The sequence below is a fragment of the Candidatus Nitrosotalea sp. FS genome (assembly GCF_011319475.1).
Lineage (GTDB): Archaea > Thermoproteota > Nitrososphaeria > Nitrososphaerales > Nitrosopumilaceae > Nitrosotalea.
The window spans coordinates 1-17,750 of sequence record NZ_RCMC01000099.1 but is presented as its reverse complement, the minus strand read 5'-3'; the positions used below and the strand labels follow the sequence as shown (position 1 = coordinate 17,750).

At 38.2% G+C, this 17,750-nt stretch carries 21 protein-coding genes, 1 tRNA gene and 9 pseudogenes; 10 read left to right on the top strand and 21 right to left on the bottom strand.

From position 1 onward, the window contains the following. Positions 1-322 precede the first annotated feature (322 nt). The coding region (locus tag DYY66_RS14025) for a hypothetical protein (RefSeq protein ID WP_166286382.1) at positions 323-851 on the top strand (529 nt) is incomplete at its 5' end. 4 nt (positions 852-855) lie between these two features. Here the strand turns inward: DYY66_RS14025 and DYY66_RS03905 are convergent. The 3 genes and pseudogenes from DYY66_RS03905 to DYY66_RS03885 form a co-directional block, all read right to left on the bottom strand. After that, a pseudogene (locus DYY66_RS03905) lies at positions 856-1,129 on the bottom strand (CDGSH iron-sulfur domain-containing protein); the annotation flags it as partial. 1 nt (position 1,130) lies between these two features. After that, on the bottom strand, positions 1,131-1,640 hold a 510-nt coding region (locus tag DYY66_RS03900), incomplete at its 3' end, for a CDGSH iron-sulfur domain-containing protein (protein WP_218583598.1). A gap of 750 nt (positions 1,641-2,390) precedes the next feature. After that, positions 2,391-3,179: a hypothetical protein gene (locus DYY66_RS03885; RefSeq protein ID WP_166286367.1), complete on the bottom strand. Its 789-nt coding sequence runs from the start codon at positions 3,177-3,179 to the stop codon at positions 2,391-2,393. Between the two features lie 229 nt (positions 3,180-3,408). On the opposite strand from DYY66_RS03885, the gene DYY66_RS03880 reads away from it, so the two are divergent. Beyond that, positions 3,409-3,939, top strand: coding sequence for a hypothetical protein (locus tag DYY66_RS03880; protein WP_166286365.1), 531 nt, complete (start codon positions 3,409-3,411; stop codon positions 3,937-3,939). On the opposite strand, the gene DYY66_RS03875 is transcribed toward DYY66_RS03880, so the two are convergent. The 7 genes and pseudogenes from DYY66_RS03875 to DYY66_RS14015 form a co-directional block, all read right to left on the bottom strand. Then, a complete protein-coding gene (locus DYY66_RS03875; RefSeq protein WP_166286363.1) occupies positions 3,932-4,366 on the bottom strand; it encodes a hypothetical protein in 435 nt (144 codons plus the stop codon). The two genes, DYY66_RS03880 and DYY66_RS03875, sit on opposite strands and share 8 nt — an antisense overlap. Positions 4,367-4,459: 93 nt before the next feature. Beyond that, the gene (locus DYY66_RS03870; RefSeq protein WP_166286361.1) at positions 4,460-5,425 is read right to left on the bottom strand and encodes a 2-oxoacid:ferredoxin oxidoreductase subunit beta; all 966 of its coding nucleotides are present in this window, start codon (positions 5,423-5,425) and stop codon (positions 4,460-4,462) included. Positions 5,426-5,661: 236 nt separating this feature from the next. Next, positions 5,662-5,758, bottom strand: a 97-nt coding sequence (locus DYY66_RS15945) for a hypothetical protein (RefSeq protein WP_394352563.1), incomplete at its 3' end; no start/stop codon positions are given. 28 nt (positions 5,759-5,786) lie between these two features. Next, positions 5,787-6,078 (bottom strand): annotated as a pseudogene (locus tag DYY66_RS14020) (2-oxoglutarate ferredoxin oxidoreductase subunit alpha); the annotation flags it as partial. 215 nt (positions 6,079-6,293) lie between these two features. Beyond that, positions 6,294-6,751, bottom strand: a pseudogene (locus DYY66_RS15940) (2-oxoglutarate ferredoxin oxidoreductase subunit alpha); the annotation flags it as partial. A 15-nt stretch (positions 6,752-6,766) separates the two neighbouring features. Then, positions 6,767-7,360: a 2-oxoacid:acceptor oxidoreductase family protein gene (locus DYY66_RS15935; RefSeq protein WP_394352562.1), complete on the bottom strand. Its 594-nt coding sequence runs from the start codon at positions 7,358-7,360 to the stop codon at positions 6,767-6,769. Between the two features lie 46 nt (positions 7,361-7,406). Further along, the coding region (locus tag DYY66_RS14015) for a 2-oxoacid:acceptor oxidoreductase family protein (protein ID WP_255496032.1) at positions 7,407-7,755 on the bottom strand (349 nt) is incomplete at its 3' end. Positions 7,756-8,077: 322 nt separating this feature from the next. Between DYY66_RS14015 and DYY66_RS03845 the strand changes: the two genes are divergently transcribed. Next, on the top strand, positions 8,078-9,040 hold the full coding sequence (locus DYY66_RS03845; protein ID WP_166286359.1) for a D-glycerate dehydrogenase: 963 nt from the start codon (positions 8,078-8,080) through the stop codon (positions 9,038-9,040). Between the two features lie 20 nt (positions 9,041-9,060). On the opposite strand, the gene DYY66_RS03840 is transcribed toward DYY66_RS03845, so the two are convergent. Together DYY66_RS03840 and DYY66_RS03835 are read right to left on the bottom strand one after the other, a co-directional pair. Beyond that, complete coding sequence (locus DYY66_RS03840) at positions 9,061-9,321, bottom strand: hypothetical protein (protein WP_166286357.1); 261 nt, start codon at positions 9,319-9,321, stop codon at positions 9,061-9,063. A 94-nt stretch (positions 9,322-9,415) separates the two neighbouring features. After that, positions 9,416-10,108, bottom strand: coding sequence for a hypothetical protein (locus DYY66_RS03835; protein ID WP_166286355.1), 693 nt, complete (start codon positions 10,106-10,108; stop codon positions 9,416-9,418). A 587-nt stretch (positions 10,109-10,695) separates the two neighbouring features. Here DYY66_RS03835 and DYY66_RS03820 point away from each other — a divergent pair. From DYY66_RS03820 to DYY66_RS03800, 6 genes and pseudogenes are all read left to right on the top strand, one after another. After that, the gene (locus DYY66_RS03820) at positions 10,696-11,313 is read left to right on the top strand and encodes an ArsR family transcriptional regulator (protein WP_166286349.1); all 618 of its coding nucleotides are present in this window, start codon (positions 10,696-10,698) and stop codon (positions 11,311-11,313) included. A 201-nt stretch (positions 11,314-11,514) separates the two neighbouring features. Continuing rightward, a complete protein-coding gene (locus tag DYY66_RS03815; RefSeq protein WP_166286347.1) occupies positions 11,515-12,018 on the top strand; it encodes a type II CAAX prenyl endopeptidase Rce1 family protein in 504 nt (167 codons plus the stop codon). Positions 12,019-12,834: 816 nt separating this feature from the next. After that, positions 12,835-13,098 (top strand): annotated as a pseudogene (locus tag DYY66_RS15930) (CAP domain-containing protein); the annotation flags it as partial. 1 nt (position 13,099) lies between these two features. Next, positions 13,100-13,179, top strand: an 80-nt coding sequence (locus tag DYY66_RS15925; RefSeq protein WP_394352561.1) for a hypothetical protein, incomplete at its 5' end; no start/stop codon positions are given. An 11-nt stretch (positions 13,180-13,190) separates the two neighbouring features. Then, positions 13,191-13,430 (top strand): CAP domain-containing protein, encoded by a 240-nt coding sequence (locus tag DYY66_RS15920; protein ID WP_394352560.1) that lies wholly within the window; start codon positions 13,191-13,193, stop codon positions 13,428-13,430. A 77-nt stretch (positions 13,431-13,507) separates the two neighbouring features. Further along, on the top strand, positions 13,508-13,723 hold the full coding sequence (locus DYY66_RS03800; protein ID WP_255496031.1) for a hypothetical protein: 216 nt from the start codon (positions 13,508-13,510) through the stop codon (positions 13,721-13,723). Between the two features lie 29 nt (positions 13,724-13,752). Here DYY66_RS03800 and DYY66_RS03795 read toward each other — a convergent pair. The 4 genes and pseudogenes from DYY66_RS03795 to DYY66_RS03785 form a co-directional block, all read right to left on the bottom strand. Then, positions 13,753-13,851, bottom strand: a tRNA-Ser gene (locus tag DYY66_RS03795). 87 nt (positions 13,852-13,938) lie between these two features. Then, a pseudogene (locus tag DYY66_RS15915) lies at positions 13,939-14,174 on the bottom strand (aquaporin); the annotation flags it as partial. Between the two features lies 1 nt (position 14,175). Then, on the bottom strand, positions 14,176-14,621 hold a 446-nt coding region (locus tag DYY66_RS12995), incomplete at its 3' end, for an MIP/aquaporin family protein (RefSeq protein WP_218583595.1). Continuing rightward, positions 14,603-15,007, bottom strand: a complete 405-nt coding sequence (locus DYY66_RS03785; RefSeq protein WP_166286337.1) for an arsenate reductase ArsC — start codon at positions 15,005-15,007, stop codon at positions 14,603-14,605. The genes DYY66_RS03785 and DYY66_RS12995, both read right to left, overlap by 19 nt. Positions 15,008-15,050: 43 nt before the next feature. Here DYY66_RS03785 and DYY66_RS03780 point away from each other — a divergent pair. Then, positions 15,051-15,277, top strand: a pseudogene (locus DYY66_RS03780) (ArsR/SmtB family transcription factor); the annotation flags it as partial. Positions 15,278-15,319: 42 nt separating this feature from the next. On the opposite strand, the gene DYY66_RS03775 reads toward DYY66_RS03780, so the two are convergent. From DYY66_RS03775 to DYY66_RS14010, 5 genes and pseudogenes are all read right to left on the bottom strand, one after another. Further along, positions 15,320-15,766: a hypothetical protein gene (locus DYY66_RS03775; RefSeq protein ID WP_255496030.1), complete on the bottom strand. Its 447-nt coding sequence runs from the start codon at positions 15,764-15,766 to the stop codon at positions 15,320-15,322. Between the two features lie 27 nt (positions 15,767-15,793). Continuing rightward, positions 15,794-16,003, bottom strand: a pseudogene (locus tag DYY66_RS03770) (PUA domain-containing protein); the annotation flags it as partial. A gap of 98 nt (positions 16,004-16,101) precedes the next feature. Further along, positions 16,102-16,647 (bottom strand): annotated as a pseudogene (locus DYY66_RS03765) (RNA-guided pseudouridylation complex pseudouridine synthase subunit Cbf5); the annotation flags it as partial. After that, a complete protein-coding gene (locus tag DYY66_RS03760) occupies positions 16,619-17,203 on the bottom strand; it encodes an AAA family ATPase (RefSeq protein WP_166286335.1) in 585 nt (194 codons plus the stop codon). The gene DYY66_RS03760 and the pseudogene DYY66_RS03765, both read right to left, overlap by 29 nt. Position 17,204: 1 nt before the next feature. Next, positions 17,205-17,447: pseudogene (locus DYY66_RS14010) on the bottom strand (hypothetical protein); the annotation flags it as partial. Positions 17,448-17,750 lie beyond the last annotated feature (303 nt).

Sequence of the window (17,750 nt, the reverse complement as noted above, 5' to 3'; positions counted from 1 at the left end):
CATTGCAAATCTCAAGATGGGCGAAGGCTCGGATGCAACACCGTGTGTATTAATCAGAGATTCCGATGCAAGACTAACAGATAGGAAGATAGGAGAGAATGAGATGGCCATACACTACGAGCAGTGTGTCTATGTTCGTGGACTAGGAACAAGAATTTAAGTCAACTATAGTTTTAATAGAGCTAAAATGGACGCCAAGCTATGGTAGAGTTTCTTACCAAATACCCAAAGACCATGTCTTTCCTAGATGGTAAAAAAGACAAAGTCATGGTGGATACAAAAGGCGTAGAACAGCTCACCATAGTTGTAAAGAAAAGTGTCNCCCCAAGACCATGTCTTTCCTAGATGGTAAAAAAGACAAAATCATGGTGGATACAAAAGGTGTAGAGCAGCTCACCATAGTTGTAAAGAAAAGCGTAGAAGAACTGCTTAAGATCTTTTCAAACGAAGGTTTCACTCATGTGAAATTTGAACACAAACAAGAAACACAAATCGGCAGTGGTTTGTCCCTTAAGCTAAAAAAACCATGGGAGATGCATGTCAGACTCTTAGAAATGAAGAAAGGCTTTGTTGCAATTCAAGGAGAGGTGGAGGTGTCACGTGACTATCTACAGCATCTTTTCTGCCAAAGAACTCCAGTATTTTACGAGATAGAGACATTACTAAAGAAACACCAGATCGAATACAAGATCTGGAATGAACGAATAAGAAAGTATGTCAATACTGTTCTTGATAATTACAAAGTCAAACTTGCAACTCCAAGTTTTCCAGTACTAGCATGGAAACCTATGGTATATGTGATTGCAACAATAGGCGCATTGTACTTGTTCAAGTACATGATGACAGTCTAGAACTCTACTTGAGAATTCCATCGTTGAATTTTATACTTGCATGACTTCCATTACAAAATGGCTTGTTGCTTGATGCACCACAGCGACACAATGTCACACGGTTACGTTTTTCATAATGTGTGCCATCCTCGGATTCGATTGTTATTTCACCACGCACCCAGAGTGGACCGCTACATCCCAGTGGTGGATCCTCAACTATGCCAATAGACGGAGGCAATTTATGCTCTAGATCTTTGCCAGTTTTTTTGTCATGTAGAGTCAGTCTTCCAGATGGACAANAACTATGCCAATAGATGGTGGCAATTTATGCTCTAGATCTTTACCAGTTTTTTTGTCATGTATAGTCAGTCTTCCAGACGGGCAGTGCATAGCTTCCCGTATGACCAGCTCACGCATTTTTGGATCGTCGGTATTTTCAATTAAACTCCAAATCTTGCCTTGAGGATCACAAAAACGTGCAAACGCACAAAGATTTTCAGCGTCACTTAGTTGTAGTGTTGGCCCATCCATGGTTTGGGCTTGTTTGGCATATGGTTCCTTTGATGCAGTTTCTTTCCCGTTAAAATTAATCTTTGAATGAGTACCATCACAAAACGGTTTATTCTTCGAGTGACCACATCTACAGAGGTAGTATTCTGATTCTGTTTCAAATCTTTTACCTTTTTTCCAGTCCCATGAATAACCATCACTATTGTTTGTAATTACTTCGACTTCAAGGGGAACATCTCCGGAAACAACGTAAGGACCATTCTTGATTATCTTAATTTTCTTTTTCCCAGAATCAACCATATTGCCTCTAAAGGTCGTATGTAGGCTATAAAATTATACTTTTTTTTGCTTGATTATTTCGTTGTCGATAAAATCTTGAAAGTCTGGATCAAACCATTTTTCAGGCTGTATGCTTTTTCCCCAGTATTCACTTATTGTTCCTCCAGCAAAAGCACTTCTCATCCATCTCATCCATCCTGCCCATTCATTGTCGCTTAGTGCTTTCCTCTGACGCATATGAAACGCATGGGCGCATGTATACAGAACATAATATGCAAATACTATCTCTTGTGGCATATCGGATTGTTTCTTGTTCAGTACCTTAACTAGCTCTGGGCGATGGACCAACATCCCTGCTATTTNCTTAGCGCTCTCCTCTGACGCATATGAAATGCATGTGCACATGTGTATAGGACGTAATATGCAAACACCAGATCTTCTGTGATTCCTGATTGATTCTTGTCAAGTACCTTAACTAGTTCTGGGTGACGAACCAGCATTTCAGCCATCCCATGTATCTTTTCATCCAAATCATTGAGAACTTTTGTTTCAATGTCTATCATAACGCTTTTCACTCCTTTCCTTGAAAAATAGAAAATCACAAACAAAGTTGCAATTACTCCAATAGAACTTGTTAAACTAATTAGATCAGATACAGATATCTCTGACACATTGAACTTAGATTAGAAATCGATTATAAGGCTTCAGTTGTTTGCCTAAAAGGTTTGAGTCATGTAAGACTCGAACTCTCACAGGTTTGAATTTGGAATACTAGCATGGAATGTTATTTATTGGATTACCAGAGAGTGTACCAAAATTATTTACTGTAGCTCCACAATAGTCAGTGAATGCTTCAGAGTTATTTATGGTATCAAAATTGTTTATGACATTATAGTTTCCTATGAACCCGCCGTTTTGAATAGTACCCTTGTTGTTCATTGTCCCTTCATTACCTAGACCCCCTGGAGAGAAAATTGCAATGACACCGTAGTTGTTAAGAGTAGCAAAATTACTGACGGAGCCAGGACCTCTCACAGTATTGCTGCCAATGTTTATAGTGTTAAAATTGTTGAGGATGCCAGAGTTGTTATAGATATTTCCTATGACATTGATGATGCCATGATTTTTTATCGTACCACCGTTATTGGCAATAGATCCACCACCTCCTAATGACTTGTTGGAAGTACCTATGGCAATTGTGCCATAGTTGATTACGGTTCCATGATTAATGATAGATCCGCTCGCTATGCCGGATTTTATGATTTGGCCTATGTTGATAGTGCCATGATTGATCATTGTGCCATTGTTAACAATACTACTGCCATTTAGTACAAGAGTTATTCCATTTTTGATTGTAAGAGAATTCTCTCCAAGTGTAAGGGATGCAACACCTATGATGCTACACGTATTTGTGGTAGAATTCCAACTTGAACTTTCAGACAAAGATTGGCACGAGTCCTTGTCCTTGATTTCATAGCTTATGGCATACACATCGTGATGGAAAAACCCGATTAAAGCAATTACCGTAACTGCTGCAGCAAAGATTGTAATCTTGTGCATTGGTAGATTTCATTTCTTTAAACCTTTAAAGGTGTAGTAGGAATAATATGTAAAAATTTATCTAAATTAGATTCCATCCATCTCAAGCTCTGCATCATAATCTTGAGACTTAGATTTGGACGCCATAAGACTCATCTCACAAGTCCGAACCCAATAATTAACAAACCTCAATTAGAAAATTATTCAATAGCATGAACCTTTAATTAGAAATTTTTCCCATTATCTGTAAATGAGTACATCAAAACTTCCGCTTTACCTAAAATTTTATGGCATCTCCCCATGGGAACTGGAGGTTATCTTTAGCTTGCTACACAACCAGTTCAACGTACAAGAAGATCCTAACGCAGAACAAGAAGAAGATTATACAACCATGATTAGTGTGACATTTCCTCTTGAATTCAATGAGATTTTTTTCAAACAATTTGGAGTTCCACGATGGGACAAGCTAAAGGGCATCATAAAAGAGATGAAGAGACGACGAGGTGGAGGAAAGAGTTTACGGGTTTACATCAAATTCACCGGAAAACCAAGTATCATATTTACAATAGATCTTGACGATAGGCGTTCATTTGATACAGCAGTGGATAAAATTGATTTTGTGATAGAACTGTTGCCGTATCATTTAGACCCAAAAAAAATGCCAAGAAACACCACACTGGTCTCATACCAATTCGATGACATTATCGCAAAGTGGAACATTAATGCAGATGCAGAAGACCGCACATACCACTTTGTAGAAAACGAATGGAAGATTACTTGATCTCTTTTTCTAGTGGTTCTAGCATAGATTGTAATTCACGATATTTTTTCTCAATAAAATCCAGTGATTCTTCCAATTTCTTTGATTTTCCATACTTGTATCTAATAAGTTCCCTGTGTCTCCAAAAGTTTTTTCCCTCTCCAACAGATAACGTGCTAAAATAATCAGGGCCCTTTAGACTGTCAGGGATCTTGATGTTGAACGGAAAAAGAAATTCTGCCATAAACCATTCATCGCCATCAGGATAATCAGAGCCAGTATCAATGTCAAAAAACAGATGCAACAGATTTGTTTGCATCAGTCCATCGTCTCTGATTGTGGGATGTTTTACATTTGATTTTTTAAAATCTAGTTTTACAAGGTTTGGTTCAAAATATCCATCAATGATAGATTTTCGGAATATCTTGTTTACTTCTTCCAGATTCAAACTAGAACTACTCTTTTTTAGAACATGCTAATAACTTATATCATTATTGGAAACGAGAAATCCAACAGGTTAGGGGTTGCATGCCTAACAAGATTAGATTTCTAGAGAATCTAGCATTTTTGATATGTTAGTTATTGACTTGCCTGCAGACGAGATTTCTTGGTATGCAGGAGGGTTTTCAAGATAGTTTGGAATCCTCTCTGCCATTCTCTCGTCATAGGGTGCGATTATTTCATTTTTGTAGAATATTCCAGTTGGAATCTTTGAGTCCCACTCGTTTGATTTTATCAGGGCTTGGGTCAGTTTTTCATTTTCTTCTTCAGGTGAATCAATGTGAACAAGTGGATCATAGCCAGTATCTTCAAGCTTGTAGATTCTTGGCATTGGCTTGTGTGTCGTCTCATCAATGTTATCCATCCCTGAAAACCAATCCCTGGTATTGATATCATTGTAAGTTGGACATGGTTGCAATACATCAAGAAATGACAGGCCTCGATGTTTTACTGCTGCAATTATCAGATCCTTTAGTTGTCTTACATCATATGCATATCCTCGTGCAACAAATGTATACCCACTTGCAATTGCAAGTGCGATCGGATTAACAGACTGGTTTACATTTGGTTCTGGAAGAGACTTGGTCTTCAGTCCAAGTTTTAGTGTAGGTGATGCTTGTCCCTTAGTCAGACCATAAACTCCATTGTTGAATATGATGTATGTCATGTCCACATTTCTTCTGCCGGCTGCAACAAAGTGTCCTGCACCAATTCCCAGTCCATCACCGTCTCCACCAGCTGCAATTATTGTCATCTCAGGATTTGCAAGTTTTGCGCCTTGAGCAAATGTGAGTACTCTGCCGTGTAAAGTATGAACACCATAAGTATTAATGAAATGTGATGTCTTGCCAGAACAACCAACACCAGAAAATATTGCAGCCTTGTGTCTTGGGACTTCGATTTCTGCAAGAGCCATTTGAATTGCACTTACTATACCAAAATCCCCACAGCCCGGACACCAGTCGTTGTGGACTTCGGTTTTGTAATCTGCTACATTAGACACCATATGTTAGCACCTGCTTTTTCTCTGCCTTGTTGTCGATAATTTTTTTAACAGAATCAAAAACCTCATTACAGGTCATTGGTCTTCCAGTGTATTTTAATATGTAATAGTCAACTTTTCTGTCCAGGTGCTCATTAAGCAACGAACCCATTTGGCCAGCTTGGTTTGCTTCGATATCTATTATCGTCTTGACCCCTGATAGTAACGATTGTATGTATTTTCCAGGAAACGGATGTAANAACCCATTTGGCCAGCTTGGTTTGCTTCGATATCTATTATTGTCTTGACGCCTGAAAGTAATGATTGTACGTATTTGCCAGGAAATGGATGTAACATTTTGATCTGAATGAATCCAACCTTGTANCATTAAGCAACGAACCCATTTGGCCAGCTTGGTTTGCTTCAATGTCTATGATTGTCTTGACCCCCGATAGTAGCGATTGTATATATTTTCCAGGAAACGGGTGTAGCATTTTGATTTGAATGAATCCAACCTTGTATCCCGCTTTTTTTAGCATGTCAATTGCATCCAAGATTGGACCCTTGGCAGACCCCCAGCTGAGAATGCAAAAGTCTGATACCACATAGTTAATGGCCTGGTCTTCTTTTGGTATTTGTTCCAGTGCAAGCTCTAGTTTGTGAGCACGTTTGTCCATCTTGTAGATACGGTTTTCAGGATCTTCGGATATGTGTCCTTCCTGATCACTTTCATCACCAGTATTCCAGAATATTCCATTTTCAAGCCCTAGTCTTGATCTTGGAGAGATTCCATCTTGAGATGGTGTAAATCGTTTGTATCCTGGATCTTGAATTTTTTCTAACAGCTTGCCGCGTTCTATTGTTATTTTATTTGAATCAAATCTTGGTACCNGAGACTCCATCTTGAGATGGTGTAAATCGTTTGTATCCTGCATCTTCAATTTTTTCTAACAGTTTTCCGCGCTCTATTGTTATTTTATTTGAGTCAAATCTCTTTACTGTTGATACTGTACTTGCAATGAATTTGTCCATCATGTGTATAACGGGAATTTGGTAGACATCGGCAAAGTTGAAACATTTTGCAGTATCATAAAATCCCTCTTCAGTATCCCCTGATGCATATACAATTCTTGGAAAATCTCCGTGTCCTGCATGTATTGCAAACAATAGATCATCTTGTCCATGTCTTGTAGGAAGACCGGTAGAAGGTCCACTTCGCTGATACAAAGTTACAACAATTGGTACTTCGTTTATCCCAGCCCAACCAAGAGCTTCTGCCATAAGAGAAAAGCCTGGACCAGATGTACTTGTGGAGGATCTTGCTCCCGTCAAGGATGCGCCAATAATCATTCCAATTGCAGATATCTAATCTTCTGTCTGCACAACTAACGTAGATCCTGGTCTGTTGTTTTCTACTTCGAAAATTTCATTTGATTCCAAAAATACACTTTCATCAGATGCAGGAGTAATTGGATAATACGACTGGAACCTGCAACCACATGCTATTTTTCCAAGACTTGTAGATTGAAATCCTTGTACCACCATGGTATGTTCTTCTTTTGGAATTTGTGGTAACTGGTACTTGAATTTCGAATATTTTACAGTGGCAAGATTGTAAGCATAATTTGCTGCAGTTTTATTCATCTCTGCAATCTCTGCTTTTCTTGAAAATATGTTTCCCACAGATTTGAGTAATGTATCAGGAGGCAACCCCAACAAGCCAAGAGATACAGAGACAGCAAGGACATTTTGCATACGAAACATGCCTCGTAACTTTGGATTTTTGGTCTCATCAGCTAAATTAGCCAGAATCTCTCTAAAAGATACAGGATACAGTGTGATTCCTCGTTCTTTTGCCTCATCAAGCAGACCCTGAATTGTAAATGGCTTGTTTTTGGATGTAAGGTATTTTTTGAGACGTTCCTTGAATTGTGCATCAAGTGTGTGAACCTCATCCATTTTCATTCCAGTCAACTCAGACTCGTACACAATTGCACCATCATCNGTTCCTTGAATTGCGCATCAAGTGTATGAACCTCATCCACGCTCATTGCAGTCAACTCTGATTCATACACAATTGCACCATCATTGAAGACATCTTCGACATGTCGAAATATTGTCTCGGCATCAAACCCTACAAGCATTGTAATTCCGCTTACATTTGATCGAATTGTCTTGTCAGAGACTCGGACTCCAAAGTAGCTGTGTTCACCTTTTATGTTAGAATAATACTCTCTTTTTCCAAATATTTTCAGTCCACAACCAGCACATGCACCAGCAAAAATGTTTGCTGCAGTTTCAACACCGCCACCTTGAGGACCACCAATAACCCAAGTTAAATCAATAGAAGACATGTTGAACCTAGACGCTCATCAAATATTAATAATGCTATAAATGCCAAATGAAAAGTTATCCGCCAGTAGCTGCATCAAACAATGCACATTCACATTTATCACGTTCTCCACAAAATGGACAAACACACACGCATTTTTCTATAGGATTCCTACACTGCACACAAATCGCAAACTCTTCTTTGTGCTTCAATCGTATATGATTACCAGGATTAATTATAAAGAGTTGTTGTAATTAGAAAGTACGTCTGTAGAGATTCACGTATAGTGGAATGATTTTTTATCATAATACGCTTAAAATTGCCATTTACCATTACCAAGATAGTTGAAAATTCTACTTACCAGAAAGATTCATGATTTTGCCATAAAGGAGCTCAAAAAAAGATATGATGTTGAAATCTATACTGGAAAGATCCCAATGCCAAAGAAATTATTGATATCAAAAATCAAAGACAAAGACGGTCTTGTCTGTTACCCATATGATATAATTGACGCAGATGTTATCAATGCAGGAACTAAGCTCAAAGCAATCTCCACATACAGCGTTGGTTATGATCACATAGATGTCAAGACTGCCTCAAAAAGAGGCATTGTTGTAGGATACACACCAGAGGTATTGACAAGAGCCACTGCAGACCTTACCATGGCTTTGATGCTATCACTTTTTAGAAGAATAACAGAAGGTGACAAACTGATTCGAGACAACAAATGGAGAACAGTGTTTGGCCCATACGAGTTTCTTGGAACTGACTTGTACCAAAAGACTCTGGGCATATTTGGAATGGGAAGAATAGGAAAAGCTGTAGCGCAAAGGGCAGAAGGTTTTGAGATGAACATAATATATCACAACAGAACTAGGTTGTCAAAAAAAGAGGAAAAAAGACTAGGAGTAAGATACGTATCGCTAGATAATTTGTTTAGTACCAGTGATGTAGTAAGCATACACTCTCCGTATACACCACAGACTCATGAAATTGTAAATCTGAGATTGTTCAAGAAGATGAAAAAGACTGCATTTTTGATAAACACATCACGTGGAAAAATAATAAATGAAAAAGATCTTGTCATTGCACTAGAAAGAAAAATGATTGCCGGTGCAGGTCTTGATGTGTTTCAAAAAGAACCAATAGATGCCAACAATCCAATTGTAAAACAGGATAACGTTATAGTAATGCCGCATAGTGGCAGTGCAACTGTTGAGACAAGAAGAAAAATGGCAGAGATTGCAGTCAAGAATCTAGTGTCAGGACTTGCAGGCAGAAAAATGGTTTATCAAGTTAAAACATGAAATTTTCAATAATTTACAAATCAAAGCTCAATTAGGTCATTAGGATCTACTTTGATACAGCTGGTACCCACAGGCTTTAGCCCAGTAAAGGTAATTGTCCCTTGTGGAACCTTGCCTTCTTTTTGTAATAGTTCCAACCTTTCCGTAAATGCAGTTTTGTGTATATCACATGTCACTCCAACCATATATTCAGCATCAGTTGATTTTACAGAGATTGCAAATTCCGGAGGCATTGGACAGTCCCGTCCTTTTTTTCTAATAGAACAACGTTCTGGGAACATGAATTTACCTTCTTTATTTTCGAATATTAATCTATGAGATTCCCAGTCTTTAAGAATAAAACATTGAGGTTTTTCTAGTTGAATTTATGCTAATTCAGATTGGAGATTTTTTCAGTTTCTCCTCATGGTTGTCAGGGTTTACATCAAACCTATCAGCCCAATGTTGTCTAGGTTCGTATCTTATTGGGCCTGTCTCAATGGTCTCAACTTTTTGCTTCATCTTCTTGTTGCTCCAGATGAAGATCCCTGCTGCAAGAATTGCTCCAAAACCTGCCATTGCGTATATGGTCTGAACTGACAGACCACTAGCTGGTGTTGTATTAGGATCTGATGGAGTTGTGGTAAAGGTTACTGTCTTACCTATTTCCTGAAGACTTGCATATCCATCAATTTGTACAGTAGCAGAGCTTGCATGCTGTACAGTTTGGATTTCATACGTTTTATCTAGAGTAAAATCTGCTACATGTACCATTGAATGCTGTAAAATTCCAAAACTGCTTTCACCAACTGTATAGGTAGTTATTGGAATTTTGCTTCCATTGTATCCCCATCCACTTGTCTCAGTTATGATATATGCAGGATCAAACATGTGTTGCCAATTAGATACAGGCTGCTGCATTATGGAGCTTGTGTCAATTAATTCATAGTCTAGTACTTGTTGTGCATTAGAATCTGTGATATTCAAGTCTGGGACAATTTCATGCAAAAAGCTTGCAGGCTTGTTAATTTCCACATCTCCATACTTTTCTGTTTTTATCACAACCGGTCCGTGAATAGACAGTCCCATCCATCCTGCATCAGTACAGTGCTACCATCAGAACTTTTTGTTACAACATAATTGTCAATGGTTGGCATCAATGTTATGCTGTAATCTATCGTAGCAGAATTGTCTTGTCCTACTAGAGATGCACTATAATCAATAGACATGTTTGTGATCTTTGTTTGGCTTTTTAGATCCTGTGACAAGTTTGTGTTTATTCTGCCAATTAGATCTCGTATGGAAGGATTTGAGGAATTGGCTTGAAATGATATTGTCATGTTCTTGTGGCCTAACAGATCTCGTAGTTTTCCGCCGTTGTGATAGTCCACAAAGGCAGTCTCTACAAATCTAAAGACTGGTCTTTCTTGCACTCCTTTTGAGCTCATNTTCCGCCGTTGTGATAGTCCACAAAGGCAGTCTCCACAAACCTAAAGGTTGGTCTTTCTTGCACTCCTTTTGAGCTCAGCTCTGCATTGAGGTCTACTGCATAAACAGGCAGAAAACTGAGCATGAGAATCATGCCAGATACGAACAACAGTGGATTGGGCCTACGTGCCATGTATGATATACAGTAGAAATCAATATATCCATTATTTGCGAATATGTTGTTAAAAATGGATATATCAGCTCATGATAAGACTGCTCTGGAACTATTCAAGATAATCATCAACAAAGGACCTCTGACTCTGTATTCTGCAAACACTAGATCTAACATGCCAATTGGAACAATTCATCGACATTTCAAGGAAATGATACGTACAGAAAAGATCATGATATACGAAACATCAACCTCTGGCAGAAAAAAGATTTCATATGGTCCCACAGTCTATGGGTTTGTCTATTTTTATAGGATGGATGAAGAGATTAGAAAGAATCTTGATTTTTATTTTGACACGTGGATTAAAAATGAAAAGTTTGTAGATGATCTAGTAGAATCTGGATTTGACAAGACAAGAATAATTTCAGAAAAAAAGTCAAAGAAGGTATTTGCAAAGTTTGTCTATTTTTATGCTGGAGTTGAAGATCAATTACATTATCTAGTGAGAAATTTAGACGATGTACATCGAGACGTACGGTGGTTTATCGGAGGATTTCTTTTGGTTAGAAAAAAAGAGTACATGCAGGCACATGAGGAACTTGTCAAAGATATTCCAGGATTGAGAAAAGACATTACAAACTTTTTAGACGCCATGATAAAGTCATATGGAAAACTAAAGAAGATGAGCAACTAGTGAAGATACCGGATGAGCTTTATGATATAAACCCTAGATCGNACGGTGGTTTATCGGAGGATTTCTTTTGGTTAGAAAAAAAGAGTACATGCAGGCACATGAGGAACTTGTCAAAGATATTCCAGGATTGAGAAAAGACATTACAAACTTTTTAGACGCCATGATAAAGTCATATGGAAAACTAAAGAAGATGAGCAACTAGTGAAGATACCGGATGAGATTTACGACATAAATCCTAAATCTTGGCTATCAAAGTACAGGAAAACATCTGTAACATACCTGGTAGGTATGGGAGTTTTCTACCTAGTTATAGGACTAGTCCTGCAACTGGCTGGAAATAGTCTTGCACAGCATTTTATCTCAAATTACCAAATCCCGTCAGTACCAATCTCAATCACATTGGGACTCTCTTCTGGACCTCTTGAGGAGATTGTATTCTTTGGCACATTGTTTTACCTCAATGGCAACTATCTCATGGTTCTGGCAGGCGGAATCATTTGGTCAGTATTACACATTTTCAATACCAGTAACATCACGTCTACAAATCTAGCATATGGCAGTGTTTTTTTTACTATTCCGCACATATTTTTCAGCCTTAGAACCTGGATCAGTGGTAAGGGATGGTTTGCCATATTGTTTCATACATCTTGGAATGCGATTGTTCTTGGGATACAATGCACGCAAGCTCCAATTGCATTCCAATAGGGAGTGGATTAGCTTTCTTCCTTGATCTGTCAAGCATTGCTGCAACAACAGTTCTAACTATTGCGCTATACCGCATGTATAAACACAAAAAAATCCATGGAAATCTCTAAGCATTACAAGATTTACCTGTCGATTATACACAAGGCATAACCAGAAAACCAATTAGTGTCTAGGAGAAATCCTACGCAAGGCTTTTCATTGTTACACGATATTCTGTAGTGTAAAGTGACAGATGATACATCTCGTAAACCCAGCATGAATAAAACACGACGATATGTCATAATCGGATTAGCTTGCGTAGCTGTTATTGCTACCTTGTTTGTTTATCAAAGTACAAATTTCAAAACTCAATTGCCAGATCAAGTTCAGGATATGTCTAATGTCACAAAATCAGAACAAACTNTCGGATTAGTTTGTGTAGCCGTTATTGCAACCTTGTTTGTTTATCAGAGTACAAATTCCAAAACTCAAGCCCCAGTTCAAGTTCAGGACATGTCTAGTTCCATAAAATCAGAACAAACTACCCAAACTGTTCAATCAAGTTATGCACCTCAAGAACCAAACATGACTCAAACAACAATCAGTGTTGCATTACTTGAACAAGATATACACAAAATAGCAAACCAAGCAAGACAAACAAATGGTGTACAACCTGTCAAATATGATCTTAAACTGGCAGACANTACCTTGTTTGTTTATCAAAGTACAAATTTTAAAACTCAAGCCCCAGCGCAAGTTCAAGATGTGACTAATATCACAAAAACAAATCAACCCACCCAGATCGTTCAATCAAGTTACACACCTCAAGAACCAAACATGACTCTAACAACAATCAATGTTGCATTACTTGAACAAGATATACACAAAATAGCAAACCAAGCAAGACAAACAAATGGTGTACAGCCCATCAATTATGATTTTAAACTTGCTGATATCGCCAGGACACACAGTCAAGACATGGCAATACACCAATTCTTGTCAGACAACACATACGAAGGTGGTCATAACTTGAATTACAGGTACACATTTGCAGGATACAATTGCCAAGCTACCTCATCAGAATATTCCACAAGTAATGAGNCATTGCCAGAACACACAGTCAAGACATGGCAGTACACCAGTTCTTGTCAGATAATACATACGAAGGCGGTCACAATTTGAATTACAGATACATGTTTGCAGGATACAATTGCCAAGCTAGTTCATCAGAATATTCCACAAGTAATGAAAACATTGCTGTAGTTACTGTGCAAGGCAACGAAACACAGATTGCACAACATATTGTCAACACATGGTTAGATAGTGTTGCAGACCGTAACAATATCCTAGATAGTGGACATCAAAATGAGGGCATTGGTGTTGCATTGACAGAAAACAATATGGCAGTCTATGCAACACAAGATTTCTGCTAATGAGACAAGGAGAAAAGCTACTTGAAGTATAAATCAAACTTGTAGCATGAAATCCAAATAGTGATCATTGCATGCTGTTGAAATTACTGGCGTTCACATTTGTGGCCCTTGTATTCATCGGTTTGGGTGCGAGTGGAACTCTTAACGCCGCACTTGCTGGTTATCATTCAGTGACATTAAACCCCATAGTTCAGAAACTTCAAAGCGAGGCAACAAGTGCGATAATGAGTGCAGCCACTCAGATTCACAACATAGAGAACACTGCAACCCACGCAATATCTTCAAAAATATAAGTTCAGAATCTAAATAATCGAAATTAAGGCGCCGGGAGAGAGATTTGAACTCTCGTACCCTTGCGAGTACGCGCTCTATGGTGTATTAATTTCCAGGCGCGCGCCCTACCAGGCTAGGCGACCCCGGCATCGTTTCGCCAATTCAATTTCGTTGTCAAATCCACCATATATTACTGTAAGAGATTATCGTTTTGCAAACTTTATTTTGTAAACTNACAGTTAGGATCACTGCCATCAATAATGCAGTGACTAGAATTTCAACACCAACAATTAATGGAATAGAAAAATGATAATTCGGTGCATTTGCCCCAAGATTTGCTTGTGTACCTATCAGATACCTTACAAAAATACTTCCTAATAACGCGCCAATTATTTCTGCAGCAAAATACAGACCCAAGAGTTTTTTTTCCAAGTGTCTTGTTACAAGAAAACCAATTGTAACTGACGGATTNATCACTGCCATCAATAATGCAGTGACTAGAACTTCAACACCAACAATTAATGGAATTGAAAAATGATAATCCGGTGCATTTGCACCAAGATTTGCTTGTGTACCTATCAGATATTTTACAAAAATGCTTCCTAACAACGCGCCAATTATTTCTGCAGTAATATACAGACCCAAGAGTTTTTTTTCCAAATGTTTTGTTACAAGAAAACCAATTGTAACTGACGGATTGAAGTGTGCCATGGATATTTTACCAAATGCGTATACCATGAGTGTAACCGCAACTGCTGGTGCCAAAGCGACAAACCATAATCCAAATGTTCCGACATATTTTGCATCAAGAACTACAGAACCAGTTGCAAACACTACAATAACAAATGTTCCAATTATTTCAGCAAAAAATCTCTTTTGGTTAAGAGATAATCTACTTGCTATTCCAGAGTTTTGCAAAGCTCCCTTACCTTTTGTTCAATGTAATCTCTAATCTCTCGGACCTTGTCAATTGATTTCCCCTTGGGATCCTCGATATTCCAGTCAACAGAGTCTCTCATGAATACAGCTGGACACTCTGTCTTGTCCATGCATCCCATATTCACGCTCAAAACAGAATCTGCAATAATTTCATTTGTTAGTATTTTTGGTGTCTGTGAACCAAGGTCTATGCCAACTTCCTTCATTGCTTGCACAGCAACAGGGTTTATTGTACCAGAGGGTTTCGTTCCAGCACTTATCGGTTCATATCCCTTGGGAGAATATTTTCTAAAGAAAGCTTCTGCCATCTGACTTCTTCCAGCATTTTCTACACACACAAAGAGTATCTTTTTTGAAGATAACATGAAATATTTATATAAATATGAATTTATATAAATCTTGATTTATATGAATGGAATGACTTTGCTCAAATGCATCTGCGAAGACACGCGTTTTAACATACTAGAGTTGTTACAAAAAAACAAGGAAATGTCTGTAAACGAACTAGTCATGAAACTAAAAAAGGACCAACCACTTGTATCACATCACCTCAAGGCACTAAAGCAATGTAAAATTGTAAATTCCAAGGAAAACGGAAAATCAACAATGTATTTCATATCAGGCAAAGAAATCTCNTTGCAATCAAGTGCGAAGACCCATCATGCAGTTGTTAAAAATTACTTGAAGATATTTATCGTTACAGACTTTTTCAACACTTCAGAATCTAAAGATGCGCTTGAAATTATTTTGTATCGTCCCTGATACGTTTTGCTTCCGTCTGTCTTTATCTGATCCCATACAAAATTTTTCTCCTCTTTAGGATCAAGCTTTGAAACCACCTGTGCAGAAACGGGAGTGTATATTATGGTACCATCAAGTTGTGCAATCTTTAGACCATATGACGCATCTGAAAATGTGAGTGGTACCGTTCCCGAGTTGATTATCCGTGTCTTGACCGGTTCCCCAAGATGATAGTTGATTTTTTCTGGAATTATAGTAAGAGATGGCCCTTCTGTATATACCAGAGTTGGAATTTGGTTTGCAATCTGTGAGAGATAAATGCCCAACATTCCGGCAGCAACCAGCCCCACTATGAAAAATATGGCTGCGCCTTTTGGAATCAACTTGAAAAATTCAGGTTTGATTCCTTTTTAATTGTTAACTACTGCCTTTGATCTCCAACTTTTCGGATATGTATTTGGAGCCATGATGATTCTTTTTATCTTAAAGGCAAAGCCCTTTGTGTTTTCAACAATCTCATCTTCGTCAAGTGTGGCTTCTGCTAGTGCAACCACCTCGCCTTTTTGCGTGTATATAGCAACAAAATCTCCACGCTTCAGTCCAGGGGAGATTTCAAGAATNATTTCATACACATGTCTGATTCTAGTTTGTCTTGATACCGCAGATCTTTGCGGTGGTTTTTGAAAAATTTTACCTGTTAGTTGCTTGAGTACATCTNGCTAAGAATTTCTCCCATGTCATAGAAAATTTTTCTCACATAGGTTCCTGCTTCACATAAAATTCTAAGAAGCAACAGTCTTTCTTTTTGTTCTATTACCTCGATTTCATATACATGTCGGATTCTAGTTTGTCTTGATACAGCAGATCTTTGCGGTGGTTTTTGAAAGATTTTACCTGTTAGTTGCTTGAGCACACCCTTCAATTTTTCCGGAGGCGGAAGCGTATGCAGTCTTCCAAGAGCATGATACTCTTTTGGTCCAAGCAATAAAACTATGAGAGCCTTGGTTGCCTCTCCCAGTCCTATCGGTAAAAGTCCAGAGACTTGAGGGTCCAGGGTTCCACTATGGCCTGCTTTTGGAACGTGCAATATTTTTTTTACCCAGGCTACCGTCTCATGGCTTGTTGGGCCGTTTGGCTTGTCTAGTAAAATGAAACCATATTCCAAGAGTTGTTCAACGGATCGTTTGTCATAGTATGTACCATAGACATCATTTGTGATGTCTTGGTCTATGACTCTAAGATTTTGTAGTTGTTTTAGAGTCATAGTAATTTTTCACCGCATTTTTTGCCTGTTCCAGAACTTGTTCTGGTCCTAGATTATCAGTATTTATCACAGCATTGAACACAGACAGATCTTCACCAAAGTTAAAACCGTAAAGCTTGTGATATAATGTCTTGTTTTCATCAAATCTTTTTTTGACTATCTCAAGTGCATCATCCATAGAAATGTCATCTCGCATTGTCATCCTTTTGGCACTGTCTTTTCTCGAGCCTGCAAGCCAAATTTTGATGCCATCCTTGACTAGCCAGGGTAATGTGTAGCTTGTTATGATAACATTCTCAGTCAAGAATATTTTTTTTAGTTTTTCATCTACTTGCTTATCAAACTCAGGATTTTTTTTTCTGATGTTTAGAAAATTCATTCCTTCCTGCGTATCCCAGAAATCATCTCGGTCAGTCTCAAAGCCTTGATCTTTTGCCATCTCTTTTAGAACATCGCCCCCGCTCAAGTATTTGAGACCAAATTCATTTCCCAGCCCCTTTGCTATTGTAGTCTTTCCAATGGCTGGTGGACCAGAAATTATTACTGAACGAAGCAATTTAGCTTGTATCCATTGTAGTTTTTGTAACTCTCATTATGATACCACTAAAGGCAGCAGATGAAAGGAAGTACCACGCCCAGAAATACAATTCATTTACATGATGACAGATATCCGGATGACCAGGAAGTTGAGACTCTGCCACTTTGGCTGCAGTACAGGTCAGTTCGAAGAATCCACCAGGGATAAAGTTTAGCGATATAGGTGATATGGCAACCGTATAAGAGAACAGTGGAGGAAGTACNAGTACCATGCCCAGAAATACAATTCATTTACATGATGACATACACTTGGATGACCAGCAAGTTGAGATTCTGCCACTTTGGCTGCAGTACAGGTCAGTTCGAAGAATCCACCAGGGATAAAGTTTAGCGATATAGGTGAGACTGCAACAGTATAAGCAAATAATGGAGGAAGTACAAAATAGAATACAAGANAGATTCCTCCAGGGATAAAGTTTAGCGATATAGGTGATATAGCAACAGTATAAGAAAACAATGGAGGAAGTACAAAATAGAATATCAAGATCAATGGAAGAAATGTAATC

Bases quoted from the DNA above. Each gene is read 5' to 3' on its own strand.
- DYY66_RS03785 (WP_166286337.1), bottom strand. From the start codon at position 15,007: ATGTTATCTTCAAAAAAGATACTCTTTGTGTGTGTAGAAAATGCTGGA.
- DYY66_RS15935 (WP_394352562.1), bottom strand. From the start codon at position 7,360: ATGGATGAGGTTCACACACTTGATGCACAATTCAAGGAACGTCTCAAA.
- DYY66_RS03885 (WP_166286367.1), bottom strand. From the start codon at position 3,179: ATGCACAAGATTACAATCTTTGCTGCAGCAGTTACGGTAATTGCTTTA.
- DYY66_RS03840 (WP_166286357.1), bottom strand. From the start codon at position 9,321: ATGTTCCCAGAACGTTGTTCTATTAGAAAAAAAGGACGGGACTGTCCA.
- DYY66_RS15920 (WP_394352560.1), top strand. From the start codon at position 13,191: ATGTTTGCAGGATACAATTGCCAAGCTAGTTCATCAGAATATTCCACA.
- DYY66_RS03820 (WP_166286349.1), top strand. From the start codon at position 10,696: ATGGATATATCAGCTCATGATAAGACTGCTCTGGAACTATTCAAGATA.
- DYY66_RS03870 (WP_166286361.1), bottom strand. From the start codon at position 5,425: ATGGTGTCTAATGTAGCAGATTACAAAACCGAAGTCCACAACGACTGG.
- DYY66_RS03835 (WP_166286355.1), bottom strand. From the start codon at position 10,108: ATGGGACTGTCTATTCACGGACCGGTTGTGATAAAAACAGAAAAGTAT.
- DYY66_RS03880 (WP_166286365.1), top strand. From the start codon at position 3,409: ATGAGTACATCAAAACTTCCGCTTTACCTAAAATTTTATGGCATCTCC.